The sequence below is a fragment of the Flavobacterium glaciei genome (assembly GCF_003350545.1).
Taxonomy (GTDB): Bacteria; Bacteroidota; Bacteroidia; order Flavobacteriales; family Flavobacteriaceae; genus Flavobacterium; species Flavobacterium glaciei.
In genome coordinates this window covers 55173-71489 of record NZ_QQBA01000009.1, presented here as the reverse complement: position 1 = coordinate 71489, position 16317 = coordinate 55173, and the positions used below count along the sequence as shown (strand labels likewise).

The window sequence follows — 16317 nt, the reverse complement described above, 5'->3', positions numbered from 1 at the left end:
TAATCAAAAAAGGGATACATCAAGTATCCCTTTTTTTTTTAAAATTATTTCTTAAACCTACTCTGATATGTTAAAACCAGCTACATAAAAATTTTTGTCTATTTCCAGTTTTGGATTCTCCATTTTAGCTTCAGTACGACTCCATTCTATTGTAGGATTTAATAGTTTTTCAACACCATTTAGAGTTACTTTCACGGGCATATTAAAACCTAAAACACAATTTGTCCAGCGATACCCCATTTGATTATCCTTGAAAAAATATTCCAAAGTCGGAATTCTAGTATCTCTTAAATATTGATTAAAAACAGTCGATAAATCGATTCCAACTTGCTTACTTAGATAGTCTTCAATTTGTTTAGTCGTTACTGTTTGGTGATAAAAAGTACTGTTTAAACCTCTCAAAATTCCTCTCCACGTTTCATCATCTTTTACCAGTTGACGAATGGTATGCAACATATTACCTCCTTTTGGGTACATATCGCCTGATCCTTCGTTGTTTACTCCGTAGTTTCCTATAATTGGTTTGTCATTGCTAATTCCTTTTCTAGTCCCTATCACATATTCAAATCCAGCTTCTTTTCCATAATAATATTCTACAAAAAGACTTTCAGAATAGTTCGTAAAACTCTCGTGAATCCACATATCTGCAATATCTTTATACGTAATATTATTTGCAAACCACTCGTGACCAGATTCATGTATTATTATAAAATCAAATTTTAATCCCCATCCCGTCCCACTTAAATCTCGTCCTAAATATCCGTTCTGAAATTTATTTCCATAGGTTACTGAACTTTGATGTTCCATTCCTAAATATGGCGCTTCAACAAGTTTATAACTGTCTTCATAAAATGGATAGGGTCCAAACCAGTGTTCAAAAGCTTTTAGCATTTTTGGGACATCCTGAAATTGTTTTTTGGCTTTCGCCAAATTGTCTCTTAAAACATAATAAGTACAATCTAAATCCCCCTTTTCTCCTTTATACTTTTCCGAAAACGAAACATAATCACCTATATTTATATTTACACCATAATTATTTATTGGATTTGAAACATACCAATTGTAGGTTTTGGTACCGTCTTTCAATTGTTTCACACTTAGCAGACGACCATTCGATACATTTGTTAAATTTTTTGGCACATTCACACTGATTAGCATATTTTCCACTTCATCGTACATGTGATCTTTATTTGGCCACCAAACACTCGCACCCAATCCTTGACAAGAAGAAGCAATAAATGGCTTACCATTAGTATCTTTTTTCCAAGTGATTCCACCATCCCACGGCGGATTTACGGCAACTTTTGGTTGTCCGCCATAAAACACAGTTAGTTCTTTTGTTGCACCTTTGGTTTGAGGAGAAATTAATTCTACAAAAAAAGCATTTCCCTCTCTACTGTATTTTAAAGATTTTCCGTCCTGAATGACTTTATAAATTTGCATTGGATTTTGTAAGTCAATTTGCATCCTATTGTATTCCTGAACTACTTGATATTTTATAGTATTAGTACCAGAAATAGTGCTATCAGAAGGATTTACTTTAATATCAAGATGATAGTTTTGTACGTCCCACCAAGCTCTTTCTTTGGTTATACTACCGCGTAAAGAATCTTGTCTGGTGAAAATCTCTTGCTTTTTTTCTAGAAGACCTTGCGCATTTAAACCATTAAAAATGATAAATGAGATAAAAATAAGACTGAATTGTTTTTTCATAGTGAATTCATTTTGGACAAAAATAACCTTTAAAATGGAAGAAATAAAATTGCATAAATTTATTTTCCAGGATAGATTTGGACATATTCTTGAAGTAATTTATTTTGTTTTCCCCTAATTTCCATGATTACTTTGTTGTTTTCAAAATCAAATTTTAATAAACCAAAATTGATATCTTTAATCACCTCTCCTTTTACATAAGGATTTTCTTCGCCAGAAAAAGAAGTATAAGTATGTGTCAATCCACTCGAGGTAAAATCTACTAATGGATACGCTAATCCAGTAACATTTTTAGAAGAAAATGTTGCAATATGGCGATCTCCAGAAATTATAAAAGTACCTTTAGCTTTAGTGGAAACTATTAATTGCTCTAACTTTTCTATTTCATGAGGAAAATTTCCCCAAGCTTCAAAACCATGTTTATTGGATAAAAACTGAATGCTACTTACTATCACATTAAACTGTGCATCAGAATTAATTAGTTCTTTTTCTAACCATTTCCATTGTGATTCTCCTAGATACCGTTCCTTCTCCATAGATATTGGGTTGGAAACGCTTTTTTGAATCGTTGGCTTTTGTAAGTGCAGTTCTAAAAAAACGAGAGTCCAAAACTATTATTTTGACTTTATTCCCATCAACAGCAATAGTTTTTGCCATGTAAATACCATCTCTTGTACGTTCTGGAGCCTTTTGAGAAGTTCCTAAAAAGTCCAATAATAATTGTTGACTTTCTCTTTTAAATGGATATTCTACTCCTCCGTCATTGGCACCAAAATCGTGATCATCCCATGTTCCAAGAACGATTTTGTCTTTTATAAATGTGAGATAATCAGCATCTTGTTTCTGAATTTCATAATTATTTTTAAGAAATTGCATATCCTCTGTATCTGAATACACATTATCGCCCCCCCAAATCCAAACGGACGGATGATTTTGTGCTATCGCTGGCCAAAGTTCATTCTTAATTTTTTGATTGTCACAGGAACCAAATGCAACAGTAAAATATTCATTTTGAACCGGTTTTTGAGAATCAATTACACTAACGTTATTGTATGTTTTACAACTAATGAATACTAAGAAGCTTAAAAGAAAAATTGTTTTTTTCATGTGACAAAAAATGGAAAGATTACTAAGTTTAAGATTTCTAACGAAGATATAAATATCTGCTTAGTTATAGTTTAACAGAACTTTAATTAAAAAAGCGATTATCTCTTTCGAAACAATCGCTTTATTTGATTCAGCTGTTGTATTTAATGCAAGTTGGTAACTTTGCTTTGTTCTATCACTGCTGTAAAATCATTGACTAAACGATTTCCATAATCATCTAAAAGTTCTAAAACTCGATGCTGATTATCTGATTTTACAATTAATCCTGCATGATATTCTAGCGGCACTATAAAGCAAACTTCAGGATCTGTAAAGGATGATAAGTTAGGATGCTGGAATTTAGACAATGTTAAAACAATTCCTGCATATTCTTTTTTGACTTTAGGTAAAATGTATTTTGTTCCTTTTACCAACCCATCTTCAATTGCAGCCCACTCTTTCCATAAATTGATATTCGATGCTTCGGCAACCATTTCTGCTAAATGTGCTCCCCCTACGCGTGAGGACGTTTCCAGAAAATAAATCTGTCCATCTTCATTGCTTTTTATAAACTCTGTATGAGCAGCTCCATGTTTCAAACCAAAGCCTTTCATTACTTTCTCATTTAATTTTTTTATAGCTTTATCATCATCAGAATTATATTCAATAACGGCAGAACGAAAAACACCGCCACCTTGAGAAATTTCCATTGGTGTTGCTAAATATTTTGAAGTCAAGCTAAAGATTACTTTACCTTCTAAAATCAAACTATCGCAGTGATATACATCGCCCGGTTTAAATTGTTCTAATAAATATTTGAATCTATTATTACCCATTTCGTTGATATGAATCCAGAGATTGTCTTTGTCATAAACTTTTATAATCCCTGATGCCGAAGCTTCTGAACGAGGTTTTAAAACCCATGGAGCTTCAATAGTATCAGCAAAAGTGTTGATGTCATGATCGTTAAATAAAGAACAAAAAGCTGGAATGGGTATTCCACAACTTTTGGCTCTCATACGCATGGCGAGTTTATCTCTAAAATAGCGTCCGGTGGTTTGTCCCATTCCGTCAATACGAAGATTTTCCCTCAAATAAGTAGCTTTTTCAACATCATAATCATCTAATGCGACAATAGCATCAATTTTAGTTGACTTCATAAAATTCCCAACACCTAACAACAGATGTTCTAAATTCCAATCTACGTCCTGACCTTCCATATAAAAAATCTCATCAATATGTTGATGCGGCCACGGTTTGTCCTTCAGTTTTTCACTCGTCACTAAATAAACTTTGTTGCCTAACTTTTTTAAATTAATTAAAAAATCGGCACCTTTGAAATAATTTGAAATACAAAGAAAGGTTTTAGCGTTTTTCATTGGTTATAAATTTTCTATGAATTTAGTTAATAAATGAACACCAAATGCTGTAGCATGTTTACTTTTTGCAAATTCATCATCTCCAAAAGCCACACCTGCCACATCAAGATGTGCCCAAGCTTTATGTTCATGTGTAAAATATTCTAAAAATTTGGCAGCACTGATAGCTCCTGCAACTGGTTTTCCACTATAATTTTTGACATCAGCAATATCACTTTCAATATCTGATTTATATGCGTCCCAAAGCGGTAATTGCCACAAACGCTCTCCTATTGAATCGCCGCTTTCTTGCAGTTTACTGCTCATTTCTTCATTATTCGTAAACAATGCTCCACATTCATAACCAAGAGTTGCCACACTGCTTCCGGTAAGTGTTGCGATATCAACGATATATTCTGGTTTGAAATTTTTAATTAAATACGATAATCCATCCGCTAAAACAAGTCTTCCTTCGGCATCCGTATCAATAATTTCTATAGAATGTCTGCTGTAACTGTGAATTACATCGCTGGGTAAAAATGATTTGGCATCCACGGCATTTTCAGCACAAGGAACAATTGCAGTTACTTTTACAGGTAATTGTAAATCGGCGATTAGTTGCATTGCACCAAATACAGCGCCACCACCAGCCATGTCACATTTCATGTGGACCATTCCTGCTGTTTTTATATTTAATCCTCCGGTATCGAAAGTGATTCCTTTTCCAACTAGACCAACGTGCTTCATCTGTTTACCTTCGGTAGTTGGAGTGTAATTCATGATAATAAACTGTGGTTCATTTTCGCTTCCTTTTCCAACGGCTAAAAATGCACCAAGACCAGCTATTTTTGAAGCTTCATAACCCAGTACTTCAACATCAAATCCGTATTTTTCACCTGTTTCCTTAGCCCAATTTGCCAAATATTTTGGGTTGATTATATTAGGAGGTAAATCGACTAAATTGTATGTGCTCAGTTGCGCTTTTGCAATTTTAATTCCTTTTTTTGCTGCGGCCAAATAATCATTTTCGGTTACTAGATTTAGCGTAAATTCAGGATTTAAAAAAGGGTGTTCTACTTTTACGGATTTAAAATGACCTAAATTATAGGTTCCCAAAAGCAAACCGGAAATCATTGCTTCAATTTGTTCTTCAAAACATTGTTCGGGTATAACTAAAGCTAGATTCGAACTGAAATTTTCTTTCTGTTTGGATGAAATACGTCTAAAAATAGTTTTTAAAGATTTGTAATCAATCGATTTACCCAAACCAATAAAAATATAAGTATTGTCATTTTTTTCGGCTAAATAGTGTGTGTCTTTTTTGCCAAAAAAAACCTTAGAAGCAATTTCCAGTTCATTAAATACAATGGGGACAATACTTTTTGAATAGGTTTCAAAAACTGGAATCAAGATTGTACCTGAAAAACTATCTAAATTTGTAATTGTTTTTGTTATCATTTTTCTTTAATTTTTATAGCTTTTTGATCGAATTTTAGGATAATATGTATGTTTTATTTTTTTATATTCATTTGTAATAATTGAGCTTCTACGAATCTTTTGTATTAAAAAATAACCACTCGATAGCTTTAGGAAATTCATCACTCCAATACGTTTCGCTGTGTTTCCCTTGTCTGTTGATACTTAAATTAATTTTGAATTTATCTTCTATAAATTGTTTCGAAAGTAAATCATTCTGAAACTTTTTTATGTGCTCAATCATCGTTTTACTTTCGTCACCACCAGCATATAAATATACTTTAGTGTCGGCTGTATTTTCTTTTTTCGCATCAATTTTTAATTCTGGAACTACCCAAAGTGATGGTGAAAAAATCATCAGTTTACCAAATGTTTCGGGGTTCCTAAGACCACTAAAAATACTGATTAATCCTCCCATTGAACTTCCTCCTATTCCTGTGAATTCACGTTCTTTTTTAGTTCTAAAATTAGTGTCAACATAAGGTTTTAGTGTATCCGTCACAAAACGGATGTATTTCTTGCCTTGTCCTTTTCCCAAAACAGTTTTTCCTACATTATATTCCTTTATGCGGTCTTCGTCAGCGTGTTCTATGGCAATAATAATTATTTTTCCAATTTTATACTCGGACATAACTGCCAGTTTTTTGTCAATTTCCCAATTTCCAAATTCAGCTTTTTCATTAAATAAATTTTGAGCATCCTGCAAATACATCACTGGATAGCTCTCACTCGAATTATCATAATCATGTGGTAAAAGCGCCCAAATTTTCCTTGTTTTGTTCAGTTGCGGAATTTTAAATTCATCTGATATCAACTGTACTTGTGGCAAGTAGGATTGTTTAAAAGGAAGCCAGTTTCTTCTCCATCGAGCTACATGCTCTTTCTGTACGCCAGTATGCGCCATAGTGGAGCGATTTTCAGTTCGATTTCCGTGGGAATCAATTTCGACTTCACTCCAATCCCCTTTTGTAAATTTATACAAAAGCTCAGTTGGGTAATCAAAATCATGCGGAAATTTATAATGATAAGAGCTATTTCCAATTTTCTCCATCAGAAAATCTTTGTCTTGCGTGCGCCAATTATTAAAATTTCCAGAAATGTAAACTGGTCGCAAATCATCTTCATCAGTAGTCAGGATAATGTGCAATCCAGTATTTATTGTGGAACTATTTAAATTAAGGTTAAATGTGGTATTATCTGTATTCATTATGTGCATGCGCTTCTTAAATTATAAATAATAGTAAATATAGTGGATTGCTTTTGGATATAAAAGAAAAAGAAAACCCAATAGCGAATCAATTTTGCTATTGGGTTTTCATAAATGAAATCTAATTAAATTAATTTTACTTCTGACGGCTTTTTAAAACTTCTACGACATCATCAAGTTTAAAACCTTTTGCTTGCAATAAAATTAAATAATGAAACAATAAATCAGCACTTTCACTCAAGAACAAATCATCATTATCATCCTTAGCTTCGATAACAACTTCTATTGCTTCTTCTCCAACTTTTTGTGCAATTTTGTTGATTCCTAATTGGAATAAAGAAGCAACATAACTTTTCTCAGAATCAGCATTTTCTCTACGGGTTTCAATAGTTTGTTCTAAGTGTGAAATAAATCCATAATCAGCTTTATTTTCTGTTTGCCAACAGGTATCTGCACCCGTATGACATGTTGGTCCAACTGGCTTTGCTTGTATCAATAATGTATCACCATCGCAGTCATTTTTTATATCAACCAAGTTTAAAAAGTTGCCGCTCTCCTCGCCTTTTGTCCAAAGTCTTTGTTTAGAACGGCTAAAAAATGTTACTTTTTGCGTGTCAACAGTTTTACGATATGCTTCTTCATTCATGTACCCTAACATTAAAACGGCTTTGGTCTCGCTGTCTTGTATAATGGCTGGAATTAATCCGTCTGTATTTTTTGAGAAATCTATGTTCATAATTTTAGTCTAAAGTTTTAAAGTCGAATGTCTTAAAGTAAAACTATTAAATTCGTACTTCAATATTGTTATTTTTAAGAGCTTCTTTTAATGTTTTGATTTCAATTTCTTTAAAATGAAATACACTTGCTGCTAAGGCTGCATCGGCTTTCCCTTCTAGAAATGAATCTACAAAATGCTGAATGTTTCCTGCACCTCCCGAAGCAATAATTGGAATATTAACCAGTTCCGAAAGTTTGGCCAAAGCCTCATTAGCAAATCCATTTTTTGTTCCGTCATTATCCATCGAGGTGAATAATATTTCACCTGCGCCACGTTGCTCCACTTCTTTTGCCCAATCAAATAAATTCAGTTCTGTAGGTACTTTTCCACCTACTAAATGTACAATCCAATGACCGTCAATTTGCTTGGCATCAATTGCAACTACAACACATTGGCTTCCAAATTTTTGTGCCAAATCATTGATCAACTGTGGATTTTTAACAGCTGATGAATTAATCGAAACCTTATCAGCTCCATTTTGCAATAAAACATCAACGTCCTTAACAGAGGAAATTCCGCCACCTACTGTAAATGGAATATTAATAGTTGCAGCTACTTTCCGAACCAAATCAATTAATGTTTTCCTTCTTTCTTCGGTTGCCGAAATGTCCAGAAAAACCAATTCATCAGCTCCTTCATCCGAATATATTTTGGCTAATTCAACCGGATCTCCGGCATCACGTAAGTCTACAAAGTTGACACCTTTTACGGTTCTTCCGTTTTTTATGTCAAGACAAGGAATTATTCTTTTTGTTAACATTTTTTTTAATTGTTACACAGAGATTCGCAAAGGTTTCGCAGAGATACACAAAAATCTTGGTGAATCTTTGCGTCTTCTTTGTGCTTCTTCGCGAAATAATCTATTTATTTATTTATTATGTAGTTTTCTAACTGTTTCAATGAAATTCTTCCTTCGTAAATAGCTTTACCGATGATCGTTCCTTCACAACCTAATTCGGCAAGTCTTGGTAATTCATCAAAAGTAGAAATTCCACCAGATGCGATCAATTTTAAACTTTTATTTTCATTCAAAATCTTCGCATACAAATCAAAACTTGGTCCTTCTAGCATGCCGTCTTTGGCAATATCAGTACAAATTACATATTGAATTCCTTTACTTTGATAGTCTTGAATAAACGGAATCAAATCTTCATTTGAATCTTCTAACCAGCCAGAAACAGCTACTTTTTCATTATTAGCATCTGCTCCCAAGATAATTTTATCAGAACCATATTCTGCAATCCATTTTCCGAATAACTCTCTATTTTTCACCGCAATACTACCTCCAGTTATTTGATTAGCACCACTTTCAAACGCAATTTTCAAATCGGAATCAGCTTTCAATCCACCTCCAAAATCAATTTTCAGACTAGTTTGAGTTGCAATTTGTTCTAATATTTTATAATTCACGATTTGGCTTGATTTTGCTCCATCTAAATCTACCAAATGTAAATATTCAATTCCGTGCGCTTCAAATTCCTTGGCAACTTCAAGCGGGTTTTCGTTGTAAATAATTTTGGTGTTGTAATCTCCTTTTGACAAACGGACACATTTCCCGTCGATGATGTCTATTGCTGGTATTATTCTCATTATAATTAGTCTTAAAGTTTGAAAGTCGAAAGTCAAAAAGACTCAACTTAAAGTTGTAAAAAATTTGCTAAAATTTGTTCGCCAACATCACCGCTTTTCTCGGGATGAAATTGTGTTCCGTAAAAATTATTTTTCTTCAATGCTGATGCGTATTCTACTTCATAATTTGTAGTAGCAATCGCATCAGGACAATTTGGCGCATAAAAACTATGTACCAAATACATGTACTCTTTTTCAGCAATTCCCTTGAACAGATTTGATTTCAAATTATAAATTTGATTCCAACCCATTTGTGGTACTTTTACTTTTGGAGTGAATTTGACCACATCTACATCAAAAATTTCCAAGCCAGCAGTGTTCCCTTCTTCTGATTTGTTGCACATCAATTGCATACCCAAACAAATCCCTAAAACAGGTTGTTTTAAAGTTGGAATTAATACATCAAGACCGCTGTCTATAAGCATTTTCATTGCAGAACTTGCTTCACCAACACCAGGAAAAATAACCTTATCTGCCGCTTTTATTTCCTTCCAATCGTTACTAAGTATTGCTGTAAAACCCAAGCGCTCTATGGCAAACATAATGCTTTGAATATTTCCGGCTCCGTAGTTTATAATTACTATTTTCATTTATTTAGTCTTAAAGTCGAAAGTCGAAAGTCCTAAAGTCATTTGCAAAACCCTTTTAAGGGACTTTTGACTTTAAGACCTTTGACATTATGACTTATTAAAGCATACCTTTTGTACTTGGTAAAATCATTTTTTCTGTATCACGCTTTACGGCTACTTTTATCGCTTTTGCAAAAGCTTTAAAGATCGCTTCAATTTTGTGGTGTTCATTGGTACCTTCAGCCTTGATGTTGATATTGGCTTTGGCCCCATCTGAAAACGATTTAAAAAAGTGAAAAAACATTTCTGTTGGCATTTTGCCTACCATTTCTCGTTTGAATTCGGTTTCCCAAACCAACCAATTTCTACCACCAAAATCAATTGCCACTTGAGCTAAACAGTCGTCCATTGGCAAGCAAAAACCATAACGTTCAATACCTAATTTATTACCCAATGCCTTTGCAAAAACTTCTCCAAGCGCAATAGCAGTATCTTCAATAGTATGGTGTTCATCTACTTCAAGATCACCTTTTACAAGGATTTCAAGGTCCATCTGCCCATGGCGCGCAATTTGATCTAGCATGTGATCAAAAAACGCAATTCCGGTTTCAATTTTACTTTTACCCGTTCCGTCTAGATTTAAATTGATGTAAATATCAGTTTCATTGGTCTTTCTTGAAATGGTTGCTGAACGTTCTTCTAATTTCAGAAATTCATAGATTTCTTTCCATGAAGTGGTTTGTAAAGCAATAAACGAATCCAATTCTTCTCTTTTTGAAGCTATTTCATTACCTCCTAAAGCTTCATCAGTGTTGATAAAAATCCCTTTCGCGCCTAAGTTTTTCGCTAATTCTACATCTGTAATTCGGTCTCCAATTACAAATGAATTTTGCAAATCATATGCTGGATTATCGATGTATTTAGTAAGTAATCCTGTTGCTGGCTTGCGTGTAGGAGCATTTTCGTGTGGGAACGTTTTATCGATCAAAACTTCACTAAAAACAACACCTTCATTTTCAAAAGCTTTCATAATCAGGTTATGTACAGGCCAAAAATTCTCTTCAGGATGCGAAGCTGTTCCTAAACCATCTTGATTGGTAACCATAACCAATTCAAAATCCAATTCTTTTGCAATTTTACCTAAAAACTGAAAAGCGTTTGGATAAAATTCTAATTTTTCAAAACTGTCCAGTTGGTAATCATTTGGCTCTAAAACCATTGTTCCATCACGGTCTATAAAAAGTATTTTTTTCATCAAAAAAAGTATAAAGTGTAAGGTTTAAAGTTGTCTTAAAACTTCAATTAATTTTTCGTTTTCTTGTTCTGTTCCTACAGTCAATCGCAATGTATTTTCGCAAAGTGCTTGTGTAGTTCTATTACGAATTACAATACCTTTTGCTATTAATTCAGCATATCTTTTGTTAGCGTCATCCACTTTTACTAAGATAAAGTTTGCCTCAGTAGGAAATATTTTTTCTATAAAATTTACTTGAAGTAATACATTAAATAAAGCTTCTCTTTGTTCAATAATAGAGTTAATTTCAGAATTGATTTTGTCTTTTTCTTGCAAACGATTTAAAGCTCTTTTCTGTGTAAGTTCATTTACATTATAAGGTGGTTTAATTTTGTTTAAAACAGAAATTACTTCTACAGAACTGTAGCAAATTCCCAGTCTTATTCCTGCTAAACCATAAGCTTTAGACAATGTTTGGGTGATCACTAAATTAGGATAGCCATCTAATTCATTGCTCCAACTGTCTTTCTTTGAAAAATCAATATAAGCCTCATCTATCACAACTAAACCTTTAAAGTTTTGCAAAAGATAAACCACACTTTCATCCGAAAAAGAATTTCCAGTAGGATTATTAGGTGAACACAAAAAGATGATTTTAGTGTTTTCATCTATTGCTTCCATTATCTTTTCAATTTGTGGCTGAAAATCATCTGAAAGTAACACTTCTCTATTTTGAACAGCATTAATATTGGCTAAAACACCATACATACCGTATGTGGGTGGCAGTGTGATTACATTATCCACTTTAGGTTCGCAAAAAGCTCTAAAAAGTAAATCTAATACTTCATCACTTCCGTTTCCTAGTAAAATTTGATTCGTTTTTAAATTTCTTTGCTTTGCTAAAACGTCTTTTACCTGAACTTGCTGCGGGTCTGGATATCTATTTACTCCATTTTCAAACGGATTTTCATTGGCATCTAGAAATATCATTTCGGCTGTGTCAAAATCCTCAAATTCATCTCTAGCAGATGAGTAAGGCTTCATAATTTTCACATTGTCTCGTACCAAAGTATTTATATCAAAACTATTTTCCATCTTCAATTGCTTTTAATCGTAATGTAACAGCATTTTTGTGCGCTTGCAAACCTTCGGCTTCTGCCATTATTTCAATAGCTTTACCAATGTTTTGTATTCCTTTTTGGGATATTTTTTGAAAAGTCATCGCTTTTGTAAAACTATCTAAATTTACACCACTGTAATTCTTGGCATAACCATTTGTTGGCAATGTATGATTTGTTCCTGATGCGTAATCACCTGCGCTTTCAGGAGTATAATTCCCAATGAATACAGATCCGGCATTTTGAACTCCATTGCTGTAAAAATCATCAAATTCTGAGTTTATTATAAAGTGTTCTGGTCCGTATTCGTTGATTAAATCCAAAGCGATTTTATCATTTTCTACAAAAATTAATTTGGAGTTAGCGATTGCTTTTTCGGCAATAGTTTTTCTGGGTAACGCCTCCAATTGAATTTGAATTTCAGTCTCTACAGAATCAATTAATTTTCGTGAAGTAGAAACTAAAATCACCTGACTGTCCGCTCCGTGTTCAGCTTGTGACAATAAATCAGAAGCTACAAAAGCCGGAACTGCGCTATCATCAGCAACAATAAGTAATTCCGATGGACCTGCCGGCATATCGATAGCCACGCCAAATTGTGTAGCTAACTGTTTAGCAACTGTCACAAATTGATTTCCAGGGCCAAAAATCTTATATACTTTAGGGATAGTTTCCGTTCCAAAAGTCATTCCAGCGATAGCCTGAATTCCTCCAACTTTTAATATTTTAGTTACACCGCATAAATTTGCAGCATATAAAATAGCAGGATTTATTGCTCCGTTTTTATCTGGAGGTGAACATAGTACAATTTCCTTACATCCTGCAATTTCTGCAGGTACAGCTAACATTAAAACAGTAGAAAATAATGGAGCAGTTCCCCCCGGAATATACAATCCTATTTTTTGAATAGGTCTTTTTTCCTGCCAGCAGCTAACTCCTTCAATTGTTTCTACAGTTACTCTATCTGTTTTTTGAGCAATGTGAAATTTTTTAATATTTGATTTTGCAAGTGCGATTGCATCTTTTAATTCAGCAGAAACAGTGGCTATAGCCAGATCAATTTCCTCTTTTGAAACTTCGATTGTGTCAACTGTAACTCCATCAAAAAGTGAAGTATATTTAGTCACAGCCTCATCCCCTTTTTTTTGTACTTCCTTAAATATTTCTTTAACAGTAGCTTCAATATCATCTACCGTTTTTGTAGGTCGTTCTAAAATACTAGACCACGTTTCTGGTTTTGGATTGTATATTTTGTTCATTGTATTGTTTTTAACCGCAAAGTTCACAAAGGTTTTCGCAAAGTTCGCAATGAATTTTTACTAAAATAAGTTATAATTTAAAGCTCTTACAAGACCATTTTTTCAATTGGACAAACTAAAATACCTTCGGCACCAGCTTCTTTTAACTGATCAATAACGTCCCAAAAAGTATCTTTGTCAATTACAGAGTGTACACTGCTCCATCCTTCTTGTGCCAATGGTAAAACGGTTAAACTTCTTAAAACAGGAAGAATTTCCCCTATAGCTTCAATCTTATCATTAGGAACGTTCATCAAAATGTATTTTGACTTTCTAGCTCTTAAAACCGACTCGATTCTGAATTTCAACGTGTCGATAATTTTTTGAGATTCTGGACTTACTTTTGGAGAAACAGCTAAAACTGCTTCACTTTTAAATATAACTTCAACTTCTTTTAAATTATTTTTAAATAAAGTACTTCCACTGGAAACAATATCTACAATTGCATCAGCAAGACCAATGTTTGGCGCAATTTCCACCGAACCTGAAATTTGGTGAATGTCAACCGTAACACCTTTTGAAGTAAAAAAGTCAAGTACTGTTTTAGGATACGATGTAGCAATACGCATTCCATCAAGATCTTTGACAGATTTGTATTCAAATGATTTAGGCACAGCAACAGATACTTTGCATTTTGAAAACCCTAATTTTTGAATGACTTCAATATTTCTGCCTTTTTCAACCAATAAATTATCCCCAACAATAGCAATATCTACTACGCCATCCATTAAATATTGTGGAATGTCTGAATTTCTTAAGTAAAGAACTTCAAGTGGAAAGTTAGACGCTTCGGCTTTTAATTGGTCGATTCCGTTATCAATGGAGATACCCGCATCTTTTAGAATTTGAATGCTGTCTTCGTTTAAACGACCTGATTTTTGAATTGCAATTTTTAATGTACTCATTTTTTTGTTTTTTGTTTTTTTAGAATGATAATGTTCGAGTACAATGTGAGGAAATAAAAAACCCGTTTGATGTACTCAAACGGGTTTTTAAATATGATGATTTACATGCATACCATTAACACATCGCTTGAGAGCAATAATGAAAATGATGATGATGTAATTGTATTGTAAACATGTGTTTTATTTTTTCTCTGCAAAGATAGATTCTTTTTTAATTAAAAAGCAATTAATACTTTAACTAAATATTACTTTTTTGTTAAAATATTTTTTTAATCCTTTTCCGCCTCATTTGTAGGAGTAATTTTCTCTGTTTTACTATCAGCAGAAGCACTATTAGTTCTAATTTCGGTGTGACGAACTTCGCCTCCTGTTGTACCCGTTTGTTGTGAAAAAAACACAGCGATGATTGCAACAACTGTCGCGATATAAGAAACTAGATTTGCTTTTGGCTTGTTTTTCAAATTGGAATAAAGGCCAAACAATGATGTAATTGCCAGCGCATATAAAACAAGTGCAAGTTTTTCGGCCATTTCTTCGTGTTCGTGAATAATTGCTTTTCCTATTACTGGGAAATCTTCCTCCATTTCTTCCGCTCCTTCACCAGTAGACATGCTAAAAAAGCCAAAAACAGCTGCAATGACAAATAATACATAAGCTGTATTTTGTGCGGATTTATTCTTGAGTACTATTCCAGCGATTAAAATTCCAAGTCCAAGGATTGTCCAATAATAGGAAAATGGTTTACAACTAGGTGTAAGTGTGCATCATTTATATTTTAAAGTTTTGTTTTTTTGCTGACTAGATATAATAAATTTATTTTTTATTAATTAACCAGATCAAAAACTCCTTTTGTTAATAGTCTTGAAGAGGCATTAATTGCAGTATTAGGAAGTATTTCGACAAAATTTTCAGACTTCTCGCCTATTGTAACGCTTACTTTCTTGAATGAATACCCGTTTTTTTCATTCTTGACTAAAAGTACAAAATTTTTATTGTTTTCTGTCACCAATGCTTCAGCAGGAATCGCTAAACCTTTTTTAGAATCGATAATTATTTCAGACTCTACAAACATTCCCGTCAACAGTTTTTGTTTTATGGCATCGTCTAAATGTCCATGAATATTAATCGTTCTGTCATTTCCTTCTATTGATTTTCCCACCAAATGTACATCGGCATTAAAAACTTCTTTGGATGCTTCAGGAACTTTAAAATGTATTTTTTGTCCAATTTTCACATTCAAAATATCTTTTTCAAAAACAGCTAATTCTAAATGCAAGTGATCCGTATCAACAATTTCCAGAATCACATCCGAAGGCGCTACATACATACCTATATTGGCATTCATGATTACAATATCACCCGTTATTGGAGAAAAAATAGTGATTGTTGAAGTCAAAATTCCTCTTTCTACATTTCTAGGATTAATGTTCAAAAGCAGTAATTTGGCACGTAAACTTTGATGCGTAGCTTTGGCTCTTTTATATTCGCTTTCGGCTTTTAAGTAGTTTTTTTGAGAAGTAATTTTTTCATCGTACAAGGTTTTTTGGCGGTCGTATTCTGATTTCAAGAAATTTAGTTGCTCCGCCACTTCCATATACTCTTTTTGAATATCTAAAAATTCGGTGTTTTGTAAAGTCAATAAAGCTTGTCCTTTTGTAACTCTGTTTCCAACCAAAAGCGTTGTCGATTTTACATAACCACCCATAAAAGTGTTCACTTTAGCTCGGTTTTGTGGCGGTACATCAATTTTCCCTGATGCTTTTACGGTAACATCAAAATCCTGTTCTGTCGGACTCGCAATCTCCATTCCTGAAGATTTGAATTGAGTGGCAGATACTGTAATTAAACCGTTATCTTTTTGTTCTACTTCCTCCGTTTTTGATTCTTTACAAGAAAATAAAGCAAGAGATAAAGCGATTATATATAGAGATTTTTTCATTAGTTGT

General features: G+C 33.3%; 16 protein-coding genes. All 16 read right to left on the bottom strand.

Features of this window, described 5'->3' with window-relative positions:
* Window positions 1–57 precede the first annotated feature (57 nt).
* Window positions 58–1713, bottom strand: coding sequence for a M1 family metallopeptidase (locus DFR66_RS09295; RefSeq protein ID WP_114754568.1), 1656 nt, complete (start codon window positions 1711–1713; stop codon window positions 58–60).
* A 59-nt stretch (window positions 1714–1772) separates the two neighbouring features.
* Window positions 1773–2249, bottom strand: a complete 477-nt coding sequence (locus tag DFR66_RS14025) for an alkaline phosphatase D family protein (RefSeq protein WP_242008656.1) — start codon at window positions 2247–2249, stop codon at window positions 1773–1775.
* Window positions 2188–2820 carry an alkaline phosphatase D family protein gene (locus DFR66_RS14020; protein ID WP_242008655.1) on the bottom strand — a complete coding sequence of 211 codons (633 nt, stop codon included), beginning with the start codon at window positions 2818–2820 and terminating at the stop codon, window positions 2188–2190. The genes DFR66_RS14025 and DFR66_RS14020 overlap by 62 nt, the downstream gene beginning before the upstream one ends.
* Window positions 2821–2963: 143 nt before the next feature.
* Complete coding sequence (locus tag DFR66_RS09285; protein WP_114754567.1) at window positions 2964–4178, bottom strand: ATP-grasp domain-containing protein; 1215 nt, start codon at window positions 4176–4178, stop codon at window positions 2964–2966.
* 3 nt (window positions 4179–4181) lie between these two features.
* Entirely contained in the window at window positions 4182–5615 is a 1434-nt protein-coding gene (locus DFR66_RS09280; protein WP_114754566.1) for a leucyl aminopeptidase family protein, read from the bottom strand.
* An 88-nt stretch (window positions 5616–5703) separates the two neighbouring features.
* Window positions 5704–6840: an alpha/beta hydrolase gene (locus DFR66_RS09275; protein ID WP_114754565.1), complete on the bottom strand. Its 1137-nt coding sequence runs from the start codon at window positions 6838–6840 to the stop codon at window positions 5704–5706.
* 136 nt (window positions 6841–6976) lie between these two features.
* Window positions 6977–7576, bottom strand: a complete 600-nt coding sequence (gene hisIE / locus DFR66_RS09270) for a bifunctional phosphoribosyl-AMP cyclohydrolase/phosphoribosyl-ATP diphosphatase HisIE (RefSeq protein WP_114754564.1) — start codon at window positions 7574–7576, stop codon at window positions 6977–6979.
* 46 nt (window positions 7577–7622) lie between these two features.
* Window positions 7623–8378, bottom strand: coding sequence for an imidazole glycerol phosphate synthase subunit HisF (gene hisF, locus DFR66_RS09265; RefSeq protein WP_114754563.1), 756 nt, complete (start codon window positions 8376–8378; stop codon window positions 7623–7625).
* Window positions 8379–8482: 104 nt separating this feature from the next.
* Entirely contained in the window at window positions 8483–9208 is a 726-nt protein-coding gene (gene hisA, locus DFR66_RS09260; RefSeq protein ID WP_114754562.1) for a 1-(5-phosphoribosyl)-5-[(5-phosphoribosylamino)methylideneamino]imidazole-4-carboxamide isomerase, read from the bottom strand.
* Window positions 9209–9255: 47 nt separating this feature from the next.
* On the bottom strand, window positions 9256–9837 hold the full coding sequence (gene hisH, locus DFR66_RS09255) for an imidazole glycerol phosphate synthase subunit HisH (protein ID WP_114754561.1): 582 nt from the start codon (window positions 9835–9837) through the stop codon (window positions 9256–9258).
* A gap of 97 nt (window positions 9838–9934) precedes the next feature.
* Window positions 9935–11071, bottom strand: a complete 1137-nt coding sequence (gene hisB / locus DFR66_RS09250) for a bifunctional histidinol-phosphatase/imidazoleglycerol-phosphate dehydratase HisB (RefSeq protein WP_114754560.1) — start codon at window positions 11069–11071, stop codon at window positions 9935–9937.
* 24 nt (window positions 11072–11095) lie between these two features.
* The gene (gene hisC, locus DFR66_RS09245) at window positions 11096–12145 is read right to left on the bottom strand and encodes a histidinol-phosphate transaminase (protein ID WP_114754559.1); all 1050 of its coding nucleotides are present in this window, start codon (window positions 12143–12145) and stop codon (window positions 11096–11098) included.
* The gene (gene hisD / locus DFR66_RS09240; RefSeq protein ID WP_114754558.1) at window positions 12135–13427 is read right to left on the bottom strand and encodes a histidinol dehydrogenase; all 1293 of its coding nucleotides are present in this window, start codon (window positions 13425–13427) and stop codon (window positions 12135–12137) included. The genes hisC and hisD overlap by 11 nt, the downstream gene beginning before the upstream one ends.
* Before the next feature lie 86 nt (window positions 13428–13513).
* Window positions 13514–14371, bottom strand: coding sequence for an ATP phosphoribosyltransferase (hisG, locus tag DFR66_RS09235; protein WP_114754557.1), 858 nt, complete (start codon window positions 14369–14371; stop codon window positions 13514–13516).
* A gap of 269 nt (window positions 14372–14640) precedes the next feature.
* A complete protein-coding gene (locus DFR66_RS09230; protein ID WP_242008654.1) occupies window positions 14641–14982 on the bottom strand; it encodes a hypothetical protein in 342 nt (113 codons plus the stop codon).
* Between the two features lie 212 nt (window positions 14983–15194).
* Window positions 15195–16310 carry an efflux RND transporter periplasmic adaptor subunit gene (locus DFR66_RS09225; protein ID WP_114754556.1) on the bottom strand — a complete coding sequence of 372 codons (1116 nt, stop codon included), beginning with the start codon at window positions 16308–16310 and terminating at the stop codon, window positions 15195–15197.
* Window positions 16311–16317: the final 7 nt, after the last annotated feature.